Genomic DNA, 15,390 nt, shown 5'->3' on the forward strand with positions numbered 1-15,390 from the left:
GGCCTGGCCCGGTCCGCCGACGCGGCTGCGGGCCGAAGCCGCCGCCGCGCCGCCGGAGGAGGAGCCGCCGGTACGCCGGCCGCGCTCGCCGGAGCCGGCGCCCTGACCGGTCGCCTGGCCGCGGCGGGCCTGGCCCGACCCGGCCGCGGGGGCCTGGCCGGCGCTGCCGCCGCCGGTACGGCGACCACGGCCGGCACCGGCGGCCGGGGCGGCGCCCGCGGCGGAGCCCGTACGCGGTCCGCCCGAACGGCGGCCCGAGCCGGAACGCGCCTTGGGCTGCGGGGGCTGCGGCACCTCCAGCACCACCGGGATGCCGGACGGCGTCTTGGCGCCGGTCAGGCGGGACAGTTCCTCGTCGGAGGACTTGATCTGCGCGGTGCGCGGGGAGATGCCGGCGTCCGACATCAGCCGGGTCATGTCGCGCTTCTGGTCGGGCAGGACCAGGGTGACGACGCTGCCGGACTCGCCGGCGCGGGCGGTCCGGCCGCCGCGGTGCAGGTAGTCCTTGTGGTCGGTGGGCGGGTCCACGTTGACGACGAGGTCCAGGTCGTCGATGTGGATGCCGCGCGCGGCCACGTTGGTGGCGACGAGCGCGGTGACCTCGCCCGTCTTGAACCAGTCCAGGGTGCGGTTGCGCTGCGGCTGCGAGCGGCCGCCGTGCAGACCGGAGGCGCGGACGCCGTCCGCCAGGAGCTTCTTGACCATGCGGTCGACGCCGCGCTTGGTGTCGACGAACATGATCACCCGGCCGTCGCGAGCGGCTATGCGCGTGGCCACGGCCTTCTTGTCGGTCTCGTCCATGACGTACAGGACGTGGTGTTCCATCGTGGTGACGGCGCCGGCCGACGGGTCGACGGAGTGGCCGACCGGGTCGGTCAGGAACATCTTGACGAGTTTGTCGATGTTCTTGTCCAGCGTCGCGGAGAACAGCATCGTCTGGCCGTCGGGGCGGACCTGCTTGAGCAGCGCGGTGACCTGCGGCATGAAGCCCATGTCGGTCATCTGGTCGGCCTCGTCGAGGACGGTGATCGCGACGTCGTCGAGGATCGCGTCGCCGCGGTCGATCAGGTCCTTGAGCCGGCCCGGCGTGGCGACGAGCACCTCGGAGCCGCGCCGCAGGGCGCCGGACTGCCGGTTGATCGACATGCCGCCGACGACGGTGGCGATGCGCAGGTTGACGGCGGTGGCGTACGGGGCCAGCGCGTCGGTGACCTGCTGCGCCAGTTCGCGGGTCGGTACGAGGACCAGCGCGAGCGGCGACTTCGGCTGCGCGCGGCGGCCGGCGGTGCGGGCGAGCAGCGCCAGGCCGAAGGCGAGCGTCTTGCCGGAGCCGGTGCGGCCGCGGCCGAGGAGGTCACGTCCGGCGAGGGAGTTCGGCAGCGTCGCGGCCTGGATCGGGAAGGGCTCGGTGACGCCCTGGGCGGCGAGGGTCTTCAGCAGCGCCTCGGGCATGTCCATGTCCTCGAACGCGGCGACGGGCGGGAGGGCCGGCGTCAGCGGTTCGGGCATGGTGAATTCTTGGGGCCTGGCGGCGGGGGCGGACTTCTGCCGTCCCGCGCCAGCCTTCGGACGTCCCTGGGCCGCTCCTCGGCCCCGGGCGGGACGGCGGCTGGGTCGTGCGGAGCTGGAGCTGGTCATGCGAGAAAGCCCTCCTGAAACCGGCAGGTAAAACAAAGGTCGAAACAGCAGACAAGCCGGGGCCCGCACCTCGCGGTGCGGACCCCGGCATGCTGAAATACTTAGTTGGCGGGGAGGATGTTCTCCGCCTGGGGGCCCTTCTGGCCCTGGGTGACGTCGAAGGACACGCGCTGGCCCTCCTGAAGCTCACGGAAGCCCTGGGTGGCGATGTTCGAGTAGTGGGCGAAGACGTCCGGGCCGCCACCGTCCTGCTCGATGAAGCCGAAGCCCTTTTCCGAGTTGAACCACTTCACGGTGCCAAGTGCCATTTTGAATCTCCTGAATAGGCGGCAAGGGCCCCATCCGGAGATCCCGGTAAAAAACAAAAGCGCCTGTCGGAGCATTCCCGTCAGGCGCACATAAGTTTCATGGGTACCACAACTGCAACGCGTCCAAAGCTAGCACACGGCTGCCGGGGTCGGTCAAGAGCGCGGTGTGATCTCCGTCCCCGCCGCCGACCTGCACCGTTAGAGCCGCTCGATGATCGTCACGTTGGCCTGGCCGCCGCCCTCGCACATGGTCTGGAGGCCGTAGCGGCCGCCCGTGCGCTCCAGCTCGTGCAGGAGGGTGGTCATGAGCTTCGCGCCGGTGGCGCCCAGCGGGTGGCCCAGCGCGATGGCGCCTCCGTTGACGTTCACCCGGTCGGGGTCGGCGCCCGTCTCCTTGAGCCAGGCGAGGACGACGGGGGCGAACGCCTCGTTGATCTCCACCAGGTCGATGTCGTCCAGTGGGAGGCCGGTCTTCTTCAGCGCGTACGCGGTCGCGGGGATGGGCGCCGACAGCATGCGGATGGGGTCTTCACCGCGTACCGACAGGTGGTGGATACGGGCCCGGGGGCGCAGGCCGTGTCGGGCGACCGCCCGCTCGGAGGCGAGGAGCAGCGCGGCGGCGCCGTCGGAGACCTGGGAGGAGACGGCCGCGGTGATGGTGCCGCCCTCGACGACGGGTTTCAGGGCCGCCATCTTCTCCAAGGTGGTGTCCCGGCGCGGGCCCTCGTCGGCGCTCACTTCCCCGTACGCGACGGTCTCCCGGTCGAAGCGGCCCTCGTCGGCGGCCCGCACGGCCCGCCGGTGGGAGCGCAGGGCGAACTCCTCCATGTCGCGGCGCGAGACGCCCCACTTGACGGCGATCAGCTCGGCGCCGTGGAACTGGTTGACCGGGGCGTCCCCGTACCGGGCCCGCCAGCCCGCCGAGCCGGCGAAGGGGCCTTCGGTGAGGCCGAGCGGCTCCGCCGCCTGCCGGGAGGCGAAGGCGATGGGGATCATCGACATGTTCTGGGTGCCGCCGGCGACGACCAGGTCCTGGGTGCCGGACAGCACGGCCTGCGCCGCGAAGTGCACCGCCTGCTGGGAGGAGCCGCACTGTCGGTCGACGGTGACGCCGGGCACCTCCTCGGGCAGGCCGGCCGCGAGCCACGCCGTCCGGGCGATGTCGCCGGCCTGGGGGCCGACGGTGTCGAGGCAGCCGAAGACGACGTCCTCCACCGCCGCCGGGTCCACGCCGGACCGTTCCATCAGCGCCCGAAGCACGTGCGCGCCGAGGTCGGCGGGGTGGACGGCCGAGAGTCCTCCTCCGCGCCGCCCCACGGGGGTGCGTACCGCTTCGACTATGTATGCCTCGGGCATCGGGACTCCTCCGGGTCGGGTCAGGTTCGCAGGGCGATCCCGTCCAGCACCATCGACAGGTACTGGCGGGCGATCTCCTCGGGGCTGTGCTGTCCGCCGGGCCGGTACCAGGAGGCCGCGACCCATACCGTGTCGCGCACGAAGCGGTAGGTCAGGCGGATGTCCAGGTCGGCCCGGAAGACCCCGTCGGCCACCCCGCGCTCCAGCGTCCCCAGCCACGCCTGCTCGAACTTGCGCTGGGAGTCGGACAGGTAGTGGAAGCGGGGCTGCGCGGAGAGGTGCCGGGACTCCTTCTGGTAGATCGCGACGGCGGCGCGGTGCCGGTCGATCTCGCGGAAGGACTCGGTGACGAGGGCCTCGATGGTCTCGCGGGGGCCGAGACCGGCGGCGAGGACGGTGTCGTACCCGTCCCACAGTTCGTTCAGGAAGGCCGAGAGGATCTCGTCGAGCATCGATTCCTTGGAATCGAAGTGGTAGTAGAGGCTGCCGGCGAGCATGCCGGCGGCGTCGGCGATCTTGCGGACGGTGGTGGCGTTGTAGCCCTGTGCGGCGAAGACCTCCGCGGCGGTGTCGAGGAGCTCGCGGCGCCGCTCGGGTGAGGCGGTCACCTGGGTTTTCTTCTTGTTCGTTGGCACGCGCCCATTGTCGGTCGTCGGTTGCCGGTCGGGGCCGGTCAGGGGTGCTGGCTGCTGACGGAGACGGTCTCGCCCGTCATGTAGGAGGAGTAGCCGCTGGCGAGGAACACGATGACGTTGGCGACCTCCCAGGGTTCGGCGTGGCGGCCGAACGCCTCGCGGGCGGTGAGTTCGGCGAGGAGTTCCTCACTGGTGACCTTCGCCAGGTGCGGGTGCATGGCCAGGCTGGGGGCGACGGCGTTGACGCGCACCCCGAACTCCGCGGCCTCCAGCGCCGCGCAGCGGGTGAGGGCCATGACACCGGCCTTGGCGGCGGCGTAGTGCGCCTGGCCGCGCTGGGCGCGCCAGCCGATGACGGAGGCGTTGTTGACGACGACGCCGCCGGTGCGGGCCGCCTTGAGGGAGCGCAGGGCGGCGCGGGTGCAGCGGAAGGTGCCGTTCAGCGTGACGTCGAGGACGCGCCCCCACTGCTCGTCGGTCATGTCGACGAGGTCGGCGGTGCCGCCGAGGCCCGCGTTGTTGACGACGATGTCGAGGCCGCCGTGGGCGTGTTCGGCGTGTACGAACAGGGCGCGCACCTGGTCCTCGTCGGTGACGTCGCAGGGCAGGGAGGTCACCCGGTCCGCCCCGAATTCGGCGGCGAGCGCGGTCTCGGTCTCCTTCAGCCGGCGGGCGTGGGCATCGCCGATCACGACGCGGGCGCCTTCCTCCAGGAAGCGGCGGGCGGTGGCCCCGCCGATGCCGGCGCCCGCTGCGGCGGTGATGACGGCGGCGCGGCCTTCCAGCAGTCCGTGCCCGGCGGTGTACCGGGGCGGGTGGGCGAACTCCTCGACGCTGCTCATGACCGTACGTTAACCTACCTAACACTTGTTAGGGAAGCGAGGAGGCGGACGCCTGATGGAGCTGACGCACACGCCCGGGGCACGGGCCTTCCGGGCCGAGGCCCGGGACTGGCTCGCCGCCCACGTACCCGCCTCACCGCTGCCGTCCCTGGAGACGGAGGAGGGCTTCGCCGCACACCGCGCGTGGGAGGCGCTGCTGCACGCGGGCGGCTGGTCGGTGGTGTCCTGGCCCGAGGAGTACGGCGGGCGCGGCGTGGACCTGGAGCACTGGCTGGTCTTCGAGGAGGAGTACTGGGCCGCGGGCGCCCCGGGGCGCGTCTCGCAGAACGGCATCAGTCTGCTCGCCCCCACCCTCCTCGCCCACGGCACGGCGGAGCAGCGGGCCCGGGTGCTGCCGCCCATGGCGGGCGGCGAGGTGATCTGGGCGCAGGCGTGGTCGGAGCCGGAGGCGGGCTCCGACCTGGCCTCGCTCGGCTCGCGGGCACTGCGCACGGAGGGCGGCTGGCTGCTGTCCGGGCAGAAGACGTGGTCCTCGCGGGCGGCGTTCGCGGACCGGGCGTTCGGGATCTTCCGCTCCGACCCGGACGCGGCGAAACCGCACCAGGGTCTGACCTACCTGATGTTCGACCTGCGGGCGCCCGGGGTGACGGTGCGGCCCATCGGCCGGCTCGACGGCAAGCCGGCCTTCGCCGAGCTCTTCCTGGACCGGGTCTTCGTCCCGGACGAGGACGTGATCGGCGAGCCGGGTCAGGGCTGGCGGATCGCGATGTCGACGACCGGCGACGAACGCGGGCTGACCCTGCGCTCGCCCGGCCGCTTCCTGGCGGCGGCGGACCGGCTGGTGTCGCTGTGGGAGACGGCCGGCGATCCCGCGGACACGGCGATGCGGGACCGGGTGGCGGACGCGGTGGTCGGGGCGCGCGCGTACGAGCTGTTCACCTGGGCGGGCGCCGCCCGGTACGCGGCGGGCGAGACGTCCGGCGCCGGCTCCAGCCTGAACAAGGTGTTCTGGTCCGAGTACGACATCGCCTTGCACGAGACGGCGCTGGACCTGCTGGGCGCCGACGCGGAGCGGGCGGACGGTCCGTGGGCCGAGCCGTGGCTCTTCTCCCTGGCCGGGCCGATCTACGCGGGTACGAACGAGATCCAGCGCGACATCATCGCCGAGCGGCTGCTCGGCCTCCCGAAGGGCCGCCGCTGATGCGTTTCCTGCCGACCGACGAGCAACGCGACTTCGCGCGTTCGCTGCGCGCGCTGTTCGGCGCGGCGCCGGTGCCGGCCGCCGCCCGGGCCTGGGGCGCGGGCGAGCACGGGCCCGGGCGGGCGGTGTGGGCCCGGGCCGCCGGCACGGGGTTGTTCGCGCTCGCCGCCGACGAGGCGTACGACGGGCTGGGGCCGCTGGCGGTGGAGGCGGCGCTCGGTTTCGTGGAGTGGGGCCGGTCGGGGATGCCGGGGCCGGCGGTGGAGACGGCGGCGGTGGCGGTGCTGCTGTCCCGGCTGGGCGACGAGGCCCTGGCGAAACGTTTCCTGCCGGGCCTGCTGGCGGGTGAGGCGCTCGCCACGCTGACCTTGCCGGGCGGGGGTCCGTACGCCGTGGACGCGGACGCGGCGGCGTACCGGTTCCATGTGTCCGAGGCGGGTGGGTTGTCGTTGACCCCGGCGCCGGCGCAGGCGCTGCCGTCCAGCGACCCGGCGCGCCGGCTGTTCCGGGCCGCCCTTTCGGGGGGCGAGCCGTTGGCCGCCGGGCCCCAGGTGGTGGAGGCGGCGCGGGCCGCGGCGCAATGGGCGCGCCTGCTGACGGCGGCCCAGTGCCTGGGCGTGGGCGAGGCGCTGCTGTCGCGCACGGTGGAGTACGTGAAGCAGCGCACGCAGTTCGGGACGCCGATCGGCGCCTTCCAGGCGGTCAAGCACCGGCTGGCAGACACGCTGCTGGCCCTGGAGTTCGCCCGGCCGCTGCTGTGGGCGGGGGCGTTGTCCCTGGACCCGGGCGAGGTCGCGGCGGCGAAGCTCACGGCGGGCGAGGCGGCGTACGCGGCGGCGATGACCGCGCTGCGACTCCACGGCGCGATCGGCTACACGCAGGAGCTGGACCTCTCGGTGTGGCTGCGCAAGGCGCGCCCGCTGCGGGACGCGTGGGGCACGCCGTCGCGGTGCCGTGCGGTGGTGCTGGAGGCGCGGGCGCCGCTCAGAGGAGGGCCACGCTGAGCCCGACCACGTACCGCTCCTCGACGACGCCGTCGGGGAACACGGCTGCCAGACGGGCCCGTTCGGCGTCCATGAAGGCTCGGGTGCCGCTCTCGCCGAGCATCAGGAACGCCGAGTGGGTGGCGTGGTTGGCGAGGTGGGAGTCCAGGGGGATGCGGCGCGACCAGCGGATCCGGCGGGTGGTGAAGGCCGGCCCGGGGGGCAGCGCGCGGAAGGTGGCGGAGCCGTCGGCCCCGAAGAGGGCGGCGATCCGCGCGTCCTGCTCGGCGACCCAGGGGACGGTGGGGTCCGTGTCGTTCCACCACAACGCGAGCGCGCCGCCGGGGCGCAGCACGCGGCGGGCCTCGGGGACGGCGAGCGCCGGGTCGGTCCAGTGCCACGCCTGGGCGTAGGTGAGGATGTCGAACCCGCCGGTGACCAGGGGCAGCCGGTTGCCGTCGCCCCGGACGAGCGGGATACGGGGGTGCGCGCGGCGGAACTCGGCGGCCATGCCGTCACCGGGCTCGACGGCGACGACGTCGGCGCCGCGCGCGCTCAGCGGCCCGGAGGCGATCCCGGTCCCCGCTCCGACGTCGGCCACCCGCGCCCCCTCCAGCGGGCGTCCGACTGATTCCTCCAGGGCGTCGAACAGCGCGTCGGGGTAGCCGGGCCGGTACGCGGCATACCGGGAGGCGACGGCGTCGAAGGAGCGGGCCCGGGTGCGGGGGGTCGTCATCGCTCCATTGTCCCGCGGAACTCCCGCACCACCTCGACGCGTCCGACGACGTACCGGTTGACCTCGTCCGGTTCCGCCGCGGCCGGTCGGCGGCACGGCCCAGGTCCGGCTCGGCCGTGGCCGGTGGGGGGCCACAGGGTCGTGGTCGGGGACATTTCGAATCCGGCCGCCCCGCCCCCCTACTGCGCGAGCCACGCCGCGGCCGCCGCCAGGGCCGAGGAGCCCGCCGGTAGCGGCAGGCCCAGGAAGCCGTGGAAGACGCCCGGGTACAGCTGCACCGTGCAGTCGACGCCGGCCGCCGCCAACCGGCGCGCGTACGCCAGGCCCTCGTCGCGCAGGACGTCGCAATCCGCGAGGATCATCAGCGTGCGCGGCAGCCCGGACACGTCGACGGCCGACAGCGGCGAGACGTGCGGGTGGGACGGGTCGCCGCCGTACTGGTCCCAGTACCAGGCCATGTGCGCGGCGGTGTGGAAGTAGCCCCGCGCGAAGCGGTCGACGGACGGGGACCGCATCGTGGCGTCCAACGGCGGGTAGACCAGTAGCTGTCCGGCGACCAGTCCGGGTGCCCGCAGCGCGGTGACCGCCGCCAGGTTGCCGCCGCTGGAGTCCCCCGCGACCGTCACCCCGTCCGGGTCGCAGCCCAGCGGGCCGGCCTGCGCGCGGGCCCACAGCAGCACCGTCAGCGCGTCGTCCGGCGCCGCCGGCCAGGGGTGTTCGGGGGCGAGCCGGTAGTCGGCGGAGACCACCACCGCGCCGGAGCCCGCCGCCAGCGCCCGGCAGACGGGGTCGTGGGTGTCCGGGCCGCACATCACCCAGCCGCCTCCGTGGAAGTAGACGACCAGCGGCCGTCCGGTCGAGCCCGGCGCCGGGTCGTAGACCCGTACGGGGACACCCGCGGCGTCCGTGTCGTGGACGCGGGCCACCGGCGGGCCGGCGGAACGGCCGCCGACGGCCGTCGCCCGCAGGGCCGCCACGTCGCCCGGGCCGGGAAAGCCGGCCGTCAGCGCGTCGCACAGCGCCCGCGCGGCCGGGGACAGGGGATCGTCGTCGCTCATCCGACCGTCATCCCGCCGTCCACCGCGAACTCGGTGCCGGTCACGTACGACGAGGCGTCCGAGCAGAGGAAGCGCACGAGCTCCGCGACCTCTTCCGGCCGCCCCATCCGCCCCAGTGGCACGTGTGACCAGTCGCGCCCGGCGACCGCCTCCGCGACCATCGGGGTGTCCACGGCTCCCGGGTGCACGGAGTTGACCCGGATGCCGTCGCCGGCCAGGTCGAGCGCCGCCGACCGGGTCAGGCCGCGCAGGGCGAACTTGGTGGAGCCGTAGGCCGCGTGGCCGGGTATCCCGACCAGGCCCGCCGTGGAGGAGACGTTGACGATGGAACCGCCTCCCGCGGCGCGCAGCAGCGGGGCCACGGCCTGGATGCCGAGGAACGGGCCGAGCAGGTTGACCCGCAGCAGTTCCTCGAAGTCGGCGAGGCGCTGGTGCTCGACGTGCGCGGTGCGCCACAGCGCCGCGTTGTTGACGAGCGCCGAGACGGTACCGTAGGCCGCGACCGCCTCGCGGACGACCGCCGACCAGCCGTCGGGGTCGCGCACGTCGTGCCGCACGTAGCGCCCTTGGTCGCCGAGTTCGGCCGCGACCGCCCGGCCCTCGTCCTCGCGCAGGTCGGTGACGACGACCCGGGCGCCGGCTTCGGCGCACATCCGGGCCTCGGCGGCGCCTTGGCCGCGTGCGGCGCCGGTGATGACGACGACCTTCCCGTCCAGCGTGATCACGGAGCCTCCTGCCGAACGCGTGGCGTTCGTGTGACGGGTGACGGGTGACGGGTGAAGCTTTCTAATAGGCATACTTCTAGCAGGCATGTCCGGAGGGCGGAAGGGCCTTGGCGGGCACCGGCCATAGACTGCGCTGCGTGCCAGACGAGACGAACAAGCGCGCGCTGCCCGCCACCGGTTGGGCGGTGCTCGGACTGCTCTCCTTCGGCGAGGAGCTCTCCGGCTACGACGTGAAGAAGTGGGCGGACCGCTCGTTGCGCTTCTTCTACTGGAGCCCTTCCTTCAGCCAGGTCTACAGCGAACTCAGGCGCCTGGAAGAGGCCGGCTACGCCTCCTCACGCCGGGTCGGCCAGGAGGACGGCGCCCGCGACAAGCGGGTGTACCGGATCACCGACGCCGGTATGGAGGCCGTACGGGAATGGGCGCGCGAGGCGCCGGTCGATCCGCCGGTCCTCAAGCACGGACCGATGCTGCGGCTGTGGCTGGGCCACCTGCTGGAGCCGGAACGGATGCGCGAAGTGCTCGGCCGACACCGGGAGTTCGCGGAGGGGATGCGCCGTCGCGCGGAGGCGGACGCGGCCGCGGCCGGGAGCGAGGAGGCATGGGCGTACCCCACGCTGACCCTCAAGTGGGCCGAGCGGTACTACGCCTGCGAACGCGACCTCGCCGCCGCGATGCTGGACGACATCGAGGCGCTGGTCGCGGAGCGCGGCACGGCGGGCGGTACCTGAGGCACGGCGGTGCGCCTGAGCGACGCCCGCCGGGGGCCGCGCTTGGATGGACGTATGACGACGAACAACTGGGCAGCGTTCGAGGCGGCGGAACCCGATTTCGCGCGGGCCGTCCGGGCCCGCTTCGCACAGCGGCCCCACCATGTCCTGGGCACCCTGCGCCGGGACGGCGCCCCGCGCCTGAGCGGACTGCGGGTCGACATCCGCGGCGGTGAGCTGTGGCTCGGGATGATGCCCGGATCGATGAAGGCCGAGGACCTCCGCCGCGATCCGCGGTTCGCCCTGCACTCCGGGCCGGACGAGGAAGAGTCCATGCCCGGCGGGGACGTACGGGTCTCGGGGCGCGCGCTGGAACTCGTGGACCCGCCGGAGCTGCACCGGTACGCGGAGGAGACGCAGACCCCGCACCCCTTCGACCTGTTCCACGCCGACCTGACGGAGGTCGTCCGGGTCACGGTCGAGGGCGCCGACCTCGTGATCCGCACCTGGGTCCCGGGCCACCCGGTGCGCACCAGGCGCCGCGGCAACGACGACGAGCCGCCGCGCGAGGGGTGACGCCCCTCAGGTGAACGGGATCAGGTCCCGGCCTCGGCGCAGCGGGGGGAAGGCGGCCGGGTCGATGTCGAGCCGGCTGCGGTCGATGTTGATCGTGACGTCCCCGTACGTGGCGTCGTGGCCGCCGCGGAACTGGTGGGCGCGGCGGCGGCCGGGCCACTGGGTGCCTCCCGCGGGCAGTCCCATGTCGGCGTCCGTGACCGTGGCGGAGAGGTTCCAGCGGGCCACCCACAGCACGTCCGGCATGTCCTGCGGCGCCTGGTGGTAGTGGGCGCTCAGCGCGGGGACGCCGGACGCGGCGTGCGCGTAGGCCGCCGAGCGGTAGCCGAGCGCGTGCAGCCGCGCCGTCCAGGCGGTGAGGTAGGCGACGACGGGGGCGTCCCAGGTGTCGCGGTCCGTGTAGTGCTCCAGGTCGTTGTAGAGCACCGTGCCCGCGCCCAGGCCCAGCGAGCGGGCCGCCTCGACCGCGCCCTCGGCGGCTTCGACACCCTCGTCGTTGGCGTCGGAGGGGTCGGTGGACAGGCCGGTGCTGGAGCTGTCCCAGGGCTGCGGGCCGACCCAGATCGGCATCAGGTGCCAGCCCGCCGCGGACTGGTGGCGCACCCAGCCGGCGGTCAGCCGCGGCTGGGCGCAGGCCCGGGCGCGACCGCCGATGTAGATGCCGACCGCGCCGAACGGGGAATCGGCCCGCCAGGTGTCCATGGCGCTCTGGGTGGGAGCGGTGCAGGCGTCGAAACCGGTGCCGGAGAAGGCGGGTTGGCCGGTGAGGGGGCGGCGGGCGAGGGCGGGCGTGGCGGGGGCGGCCGGCGGGGCAGCGGTGGCGGCGGGGGTGATCGTACGGGCCCGGGCCAGGAGTTCCCGTACCGCGTCGGGGTTGTCCCCGTAGGACACGGTGGCCATCACCCCCGAGGCGCCGAGCACGTAGCGGACCTCACGGCTGTCGCCGGAGGGCGCCGGCGGTACCCGCACCCCGTCGGCCCGGACGGTCGGGATGTCGGCGCGTTCCGGGGCGCCGTCCAGGGGTTCGAGGTGCAGGGTGTCGGCGCGGTCGCGCACGGCGCGACCGCTGCACTCGCCCTGGCTGCCGGCGTGCCCGAGGTACAGGGTGGGCAGGTCGAGGCGCAGGCAGGCGTCGGGGTTCCGGTCGAGGTCGACGACGCGCCAGTGCGCGGGGACGGTGAGGCGCAGCCCGTGGTACTCGACGGTCCGCCCGTCGGCGGAGGCGGGCGGGGCGGGCGCGAGCAGGGCGGCACCGAGCAGGGAGGCCAACATCATTCGGGACGGCATGGGCCCACAGTTACCAGACGCGGTGTGGCCGAACTTCGCCGTCGCGCGGGCGCGCTGGGCCGTCCGGCCTACCCGCCGGGCGACCCGCGCGAGCCGCTCGGCGCAGGGCGGAGTCCCTTCGCACTCCCCCGGTACGGCCCGGCCGGTCGACGGCGTCGCGTGGCGCCGCCCGCGCGGCCCCCGGGCGTCGGTCACCCGCACGAGCGACCCGGCTCGGCCCCGTCACCCGACGGCCCCGCCGCCGCGTCCCGGTTCCTCCGCGTGAGCGCCATACAGCCCTGCGTTAAGGGGAGTTGAGGCCGCGAGCGGCCAAATCCAAGACGTTCGGGGTGGCTTGGCCCGCTCACAGGAGCCATGCATATGATCGGGCCATTGCCGACGGGGAGGCTCAAACATGGCGGGCGATTTCGAGCAGGACCTGGGTTCGGGCGCGGGCGCCCCGGACGGCCAAGTGGGCATGCGGCTGAACCACGTGCCGCCGGAACCGTCGGGTCCGGGCCCCTCGTCGCCGCCCGTGTACGGGCCGTTCGCGCCGGGCAAGGGTCCGGGCGACTTCGCCTCGACGCCCGCGCAGAAGAAGGAGGCGGCGGGCACGATCGAGACGGAGCTGCAGCCGAACACCAAGACGGCCGCCGAGCACGCCGACGAAGCCCACAACGCCGCCCACAAGGGTTTCGACGGATGGGACACCGCCGCCGGCCTGAAGAAGGTGGCGGACACCTGGGACCAACAGGTGAAGAACCTGATGGCCCGGCTGGACGCGGAGAAGGGCGCCCTGCGCGGCGCCTCCGGCCTCTTCACGGGCAACGACATCGCCACGCACAACCAGTTCACCGCTTCGCGCTCGAAGCTGAACAACCTGTAAGGGGTTCGGGTGCCGAGCTACTACGAGGTCATGACCACCGACCTGGGCCTGCTGACGACGGCCGCGGGCAAGTGGGAGGCGACGGCGGGCGAGCTGAACAAGGTCGGGAAGCGCTACGGCGAAACCGTACAGAAGATCACCATGGGTGACAGCTGGTCCGGTGTCAGCGCCGGCTCCGCCCAGTCGGGCTTCGCGGGAACCCGCTACGAGTACTCGGCCGCGCAGATCCAGGCCAAGGCGATCGGCGGCCTGCTGCGGGACGCCCACGAGCAGTTCACCAGCCTCAAGACCAAGCTCGACAGCGCGCGCGCCGACGCGATAGCCGCCGGCATGACGGTCTCCGAGCAGGGCCACGTCGCCTTCGACTGGGGCAAGCTCACTCCTTCCGAGCGCAGCGCCTACCACCACGACCCCGACGGCGAAACCTCCATACGCACCGCCGTCACCAAGTGGCAGCAGCACGTCGACGACCGGGTCAAGGCCGTCACCGAGCTCGACCAGAACGTCAAGCTGGCCCTTGAGGCCGTCGTGGTGGACAGCAACAAGGACGCCTTCGGCAAGGGCGCCGACATGTCGCTCGCCGGGTTCAACTCGGCCGCCCAGGGCGATCTCGACAAGGCCGTGAAGGCCGCGAAGGCGGCGCAGACCTCCGACTCCGACGTCAAGACGCACGACGACGGCCTCAAGATGACCGGACCCGACGCGGGCTTCAAGGTGAGCGGCGTCAAGAACGGCAAGGAAGGCTCGGTCAAGGTCTACGCCGACCTCTTCCACCTGAGCCAGGCGGGGGAGGCGACCAAGGGCGGGGTCAAGTTCTCCGACGTCTACGACGTCTACGGGGGCGCCCGGGCCACCGCGAACTACGGGTTCACCAACTCGGGCTTCAGCGGCAAGGCCGAGGTGTCCGCGGGGATCCGCGAGCTGGTGGGCGGCAAGGCCGAGTACGGGTACGTCGGCGGCTACGAACGCACCGAGGTATTCGCCGGTGGCGAGGCCGCGGTCAGTGCCGGGGCGGGCAAGGACGGCCTCAACGCGGGCGCGAAGGCCTTCGCCGGCGGGAAGGCCGGCGTCACCGGAGGCGGCGAGGTCGCGGGGCTCGGCGCCGGTGCGACGGCCGAGGGCTGGTACGGCGCGGGCGCGGAGGCCAAGGTGACCTTCGGCAAGGGCGACGACGGCAAGTGGCACATCGGCGGCAAGGCGGGGCTGGCCCTCGGCCTCGGCGGCGCCGTGGCCGGCGAGTTCACGGTCGACCCCGGCAAGGTCGGCGACGCCTTCGGTGACGCGGCCGACGCGATCGGGGACACCGCCGGGTCGGTCAAGCACACCGTCGGCGGCTGGTTCGACTGATGTACGTTTCCCGTCCAGACGGAAAGAAGGCCCCGGATGCCCACGACTCTGCCCGTGCCGATCGAATGCGGCCTGCCGGAGGGCTGGCGGGCGGCGCCGCCGGACGAGATCGGCGCGCCGGAGGTGGCCTTCATCGCCCTGTGTCCGCGGCCGGATGAGGGGTTCACGGCCAACATCACCGTCGACGGCGACTTCCTGCCGGACGGGACGACGCTGGAGGAACTGGCCGACGCGTCGGTGGAGCGGGTGCGCGGGGCCGCCGAGTCCGTGACGGTGGCCGCCCGCCACGAGATCGGCTCCGCGGCCTCGCCGGGCCTGACCCAGCGGCTGGCCCTGACGGCCGTCGTCGCCGGCGTGCGCCGCGACCTCGTCCAGTCCCAGGTCTACATGGCGCTCACGGACGTCACGGACCCGCACAAGCGGGCGCTGGTCCGCTCGATCCTGACCGCCACCGCCGCACAGCACGACGACGTCCTGCCGGACTTCCAACGGTTCCTGCGCACGGTGCGCCCGGACACGGGGACGGGGGCCTGACGATGGGTCTGTGGGACCGGCTCACCGGTACCCGGCACCCGGACGGCGACAGCGCCCCGCTGTCCGCCGCGCGGGTGCGGGAGGCGCTGCTCGCGATCAACGGCCCGGACAAGCCGTACGTGGTACGCAATGCCCGGCCGGCGGAGAAGGCGGACCTGGTGGCCGAGTGGCGGGTCCTGGAGCCGGCCTGGCGCGACTTCTTCCTGGAGACCAGGCTGGACCGGACCCTCAGGACGCGGATGCGCCTGGACCCCGACAAGCACGAGGTGCGGGCGCTCGACGAGCAGCTGGAGGTCACCTGGGTCGGGGACACGCCCCGGCTGGCCGCGTCGGCCGAGTACGGCCGCGGGCAGGTGACCACGGTGTCGAAGCGGTGGACGATCGAGCGGGGCCCCGACGGCCGGCGTCGCATGGTCGAGGACTTCGCCTTCGACTCGCGGGAGCTGAAGGTCCCCTTGCAGAAGGCGGTCCTGGGCGCGGGATGGACCTGGCGCGGAGTGCTGCTCCGGCTCTGAACCCCCGCGCACGCCACAGCGCCCACCATCCCTGGTCGGGGACATGGCGGGCGCTGTGTCGAGTGCCGCACACC

The 15,390-nt window shown here is 73.5% G+C and carries 17 protein-coding genes; 8 read left to right on the top strand and 9 right to left on the bottom strand.

Annotation, left to right across the window (positions count from 1 at the left end; translation table 11 throughout):
• The 5 genes from ACFVXJ_RS04755 to ACFVXJ_RS04775 form a co-directional block, all read right to left on the bottom strand.
• Window positions 1–1,638: DEAD/DEAH box helicase (locus ACFVXJ_RS04755; RefSeq protein WP_389658665.1), on the bottom strand; the 1,638-nt coding region annotated here is incomplete at its 3' end.
• Between the two features lie 101 nt (window positions 1,639–1,739).
• Window positions 1,740–1,946: a cold-shock protein gene (locus ACFVXJ_RS04760; protein WP_030707191.1), complete on the bottom strand. Its 207-nt coding sequence runs from the start codon at window positions 1,944–1,946 to the stop codon at window positions 1,740–1,742.
• A 198-nt stretch (window positions 1,947–2,144) separates the two neighbouring features.
• Entirely contained in the window at window positions 2,145–3,302 is a 1,158-nt protein-coding gene (locus ACFVXJ_RS04765; protein ID WP_389658667.1) for an acetyl-CoA C-acetyltransferase, read from the bottom strand.
• A gap of 20 nt (window positions 3,303–3,322) precedes the next feature.
• Window positions 3,323–3,937, bottom strand: coding sequence for a TetR/AcrR family transcriptional regulator (locus ACFVXJ_RS04770; protein WP_389658670.1), 615 nt, complete (start codon window positions 3,935–3,937; stop codon window positions 3,323–3,325).
• 38 nt (window positions 3,938–3,975) lie between these two features.
• Entirely contained in the window at window positions 3,976–4,779 is an 804-nt protein-coding gene (locus ACFVXJ_RS04775; RefSeq protein WP_389658673.1) for an SDR family oxidoreductase, read from the bottom strand.
• A gap of 55 nt (window positions 4,780–4,834) precedes the next feature.
• Here ACFVXJ_RS04775 and ACFVXJ_RS04780 point away from each other — a divergent pair, with 55 nt between their 5' ends.
• Together ACFVXJ_RS04780 and ACFVXJ_RS04785 are read left to right on the top strand one after the other, a co-directional pair.
• Window positions 4,835–5,980: an acyl-CoA dehydrogenase family protein gene (locus ACFVXJ_RS04780; RefSeq protein WP_389658676.1), complete on the top strand. Its 1,146-nt coding sequence runs from the start codon at window positions 4,835–4,837 to the stop codon at window positions 5,978–5,980.
• Window positions 5,980–6,984, top strand: coding sequence for an acyl-CoA dehydrogenase family protein (locus ACFVXJ_RS04785; RefSeq protein WP_389658679.1), 1,005 nt, complete (start codon window positions 5,980–5,982; stop codon window positions 6,982–6,984). The genes ACFVXJ_RS04780 and ACFVXJ_RS04785 overlap by 1 nt, the downstream gene beginning before the upstream one ends.
• Here ACFVXJ_RS04785 and ACFVXJ_RS04790 read toward each other — a convergent pair.
• From ACFVXJ_RS04790 to ACFVXJ_RS04800, 3 genes are all read right to left on the bottom strand, one after another.
• Window positions 6,965–7,699: a class I SAM-dependent methyltransferase gene (locus ACFVXJ_RS04790; RefSeq protein WP_389658682.1), complete on the bottom strand. Its 735-nt coding sequence runs from the start codon at window positions 7,697–7,699 to the stop codon at window positions 6,965–6,967. The genes ACFVXJ_RS04785 and ACFVXJ_RS04790 overlap by 20 nt on opposite strands.
• A 179-nt stretch (window positions 7,700–7,878) precedes the next feature.
• On the bottom strand, window positions 7,879–8,757 hold the full coding sequence (locus ACFVXJ_RS04795) for an alpha/beta hydrolase (RefSeq protein ID WP_389658685.1): 879 nt from the start codon (window positions 8,755–8,757) through the stop codon (window positions 7,879–7,881).
• Window positions 8,754–9,482 carry a glucose 1-dehydrogenase gene (locus ACFVXJ_RS04800; RefSeq protein ID WP_389658688.1) on the bottom strand — a complete coding sequence of 243 codons (729 nt, stop codon included), beginning with the start codon at window positions 9,480–9,482 and terminating at the stop codon, window positions 8,754–8,756. The genes ACFVXJ_RS04795 and ACFVXJ_RS04800 overlap by 4 nt, the downstream gene beginning before the upstream one ends.
• Before the next feature lie 137 nt (window positions 9,483–9,619).
• On the opposite strand from ACFVXJ_RS04800, the gene ACFVXJ_RS04805 reads away from it, so the two are divergent.
• Both ACFVXJ_RS04805 and ACFVXJ_RS04810 read left to right on the top strand, forming a co-directional pair.
• Window positions 9,620–10,213, top strand: coding sequence for a PadR family transcriptional regulator (locus ACFVXJ_RS04805; RefSeq protein ID WP_389658691.1), 594 nt, complete (start codon window positions 9,620–9,622; stop codon window positions 10,211–10,213).
• Between the two features lie 54 nt (window positions 10,214–10,267).
• Complete coding sequence (locus ACFVXJ_RS04810; protein ID WP_389658694.1) at window positions 10,268–10,768, top strand: pyridoxamine 5'-phosphate oxidase family protein; 501 nt, start codon at window positions 10,268–10,270, stop codon at window positions 10,766–10,768.
• Window positions 10,769–10,774: 6 nt separating this feature from the next.
• Here the strand turns inward: ACFVXJ_RS04810 and ACFVXJ_RS04815 are convergent, their stop codons facing one another.
• Window positions 10,775–12,055 (bottom strand): DUF1906 domain-containing protein, encoded by a 1,281-nt coding sequence (locus ACFVXJ_RS04815; RefSeq protein ID WP_389658697.1) that lies wholly within the window; start codon window positions 12,053–12,055, stop codon window positions 10,775–10,777.
• A 394-nt stretch (window positions 12,056–12,449) separates the two neighbouring features.
• Here ACFVXJ_RS04815 and ACFVXJ_RS04820 point away from each other — a divergent pair, with 394 nt between their 5' ends.
• Genes ACFVXJ_RS04820 through ACFVXJ_RS04835 form a run of 4 tightly spaced genes read left to right on the top strand, consistent with a single transcriptional unit; the run spans window position 12,450 to window position 15,316 of the window.
• Window positions 12,450–12,920, top strand: coding sequence for a hypothetical protein (locus ACFVXJ_RS04820; RefSeq protein ID WP_389658700.1), 471 nt, complete (start codon window positions 12,450–12,452; stop codon window positions 12,918–12,920).
• Between the two features lie 9 nt (window positions 12,921–12,929).
• Entirely contained in the window at window positions 12,930–14,267 is a 1,338-nt protein-coding gene (locus tag ACFVXJ_RS04825) for a hypothetical protein (RefSeq protein ID WP_389658703.1), read from the top strand.
• 36 nt (window positions 14,268–14,303) lie between these two features.
• Window positions 14,304–14,801 carry a hypothetical protein gene (locus ACFVXJ_RS04830; RefSeq protein WP_389658706.1) on the top strand — a complete coding sequence of 166 codons (498 nt, stop codon included), beginning with the start codon at window positions 14,304–14,306 and terminating at the stop codon, window positions 14,799–14,801.
• A gap of 2 nt (window positions 14,802–14,803) precedes the next feature.
• A complete protein-coding gene (locus tag ACFVXJ_RS04835; RefSeq protein WP_389658709.1) occupies window positions 14,804–15,316 on the top strand; it encodes a hypothetical protein in 513 nt (170 codons plus the stop codon).
• Window positions 15,317–15,390 lie beyond the last annotated feature (74 nt).

It is taken from the genome of Streptomyces sp. NPDC058279 (genome assembly GCF_042881255.1).
Taxonomy (GTDB): Bacteria; Actinomycetota; Actinomycetes; order Streptomycetales; family Streptomycetaceae; genus Streptomyces.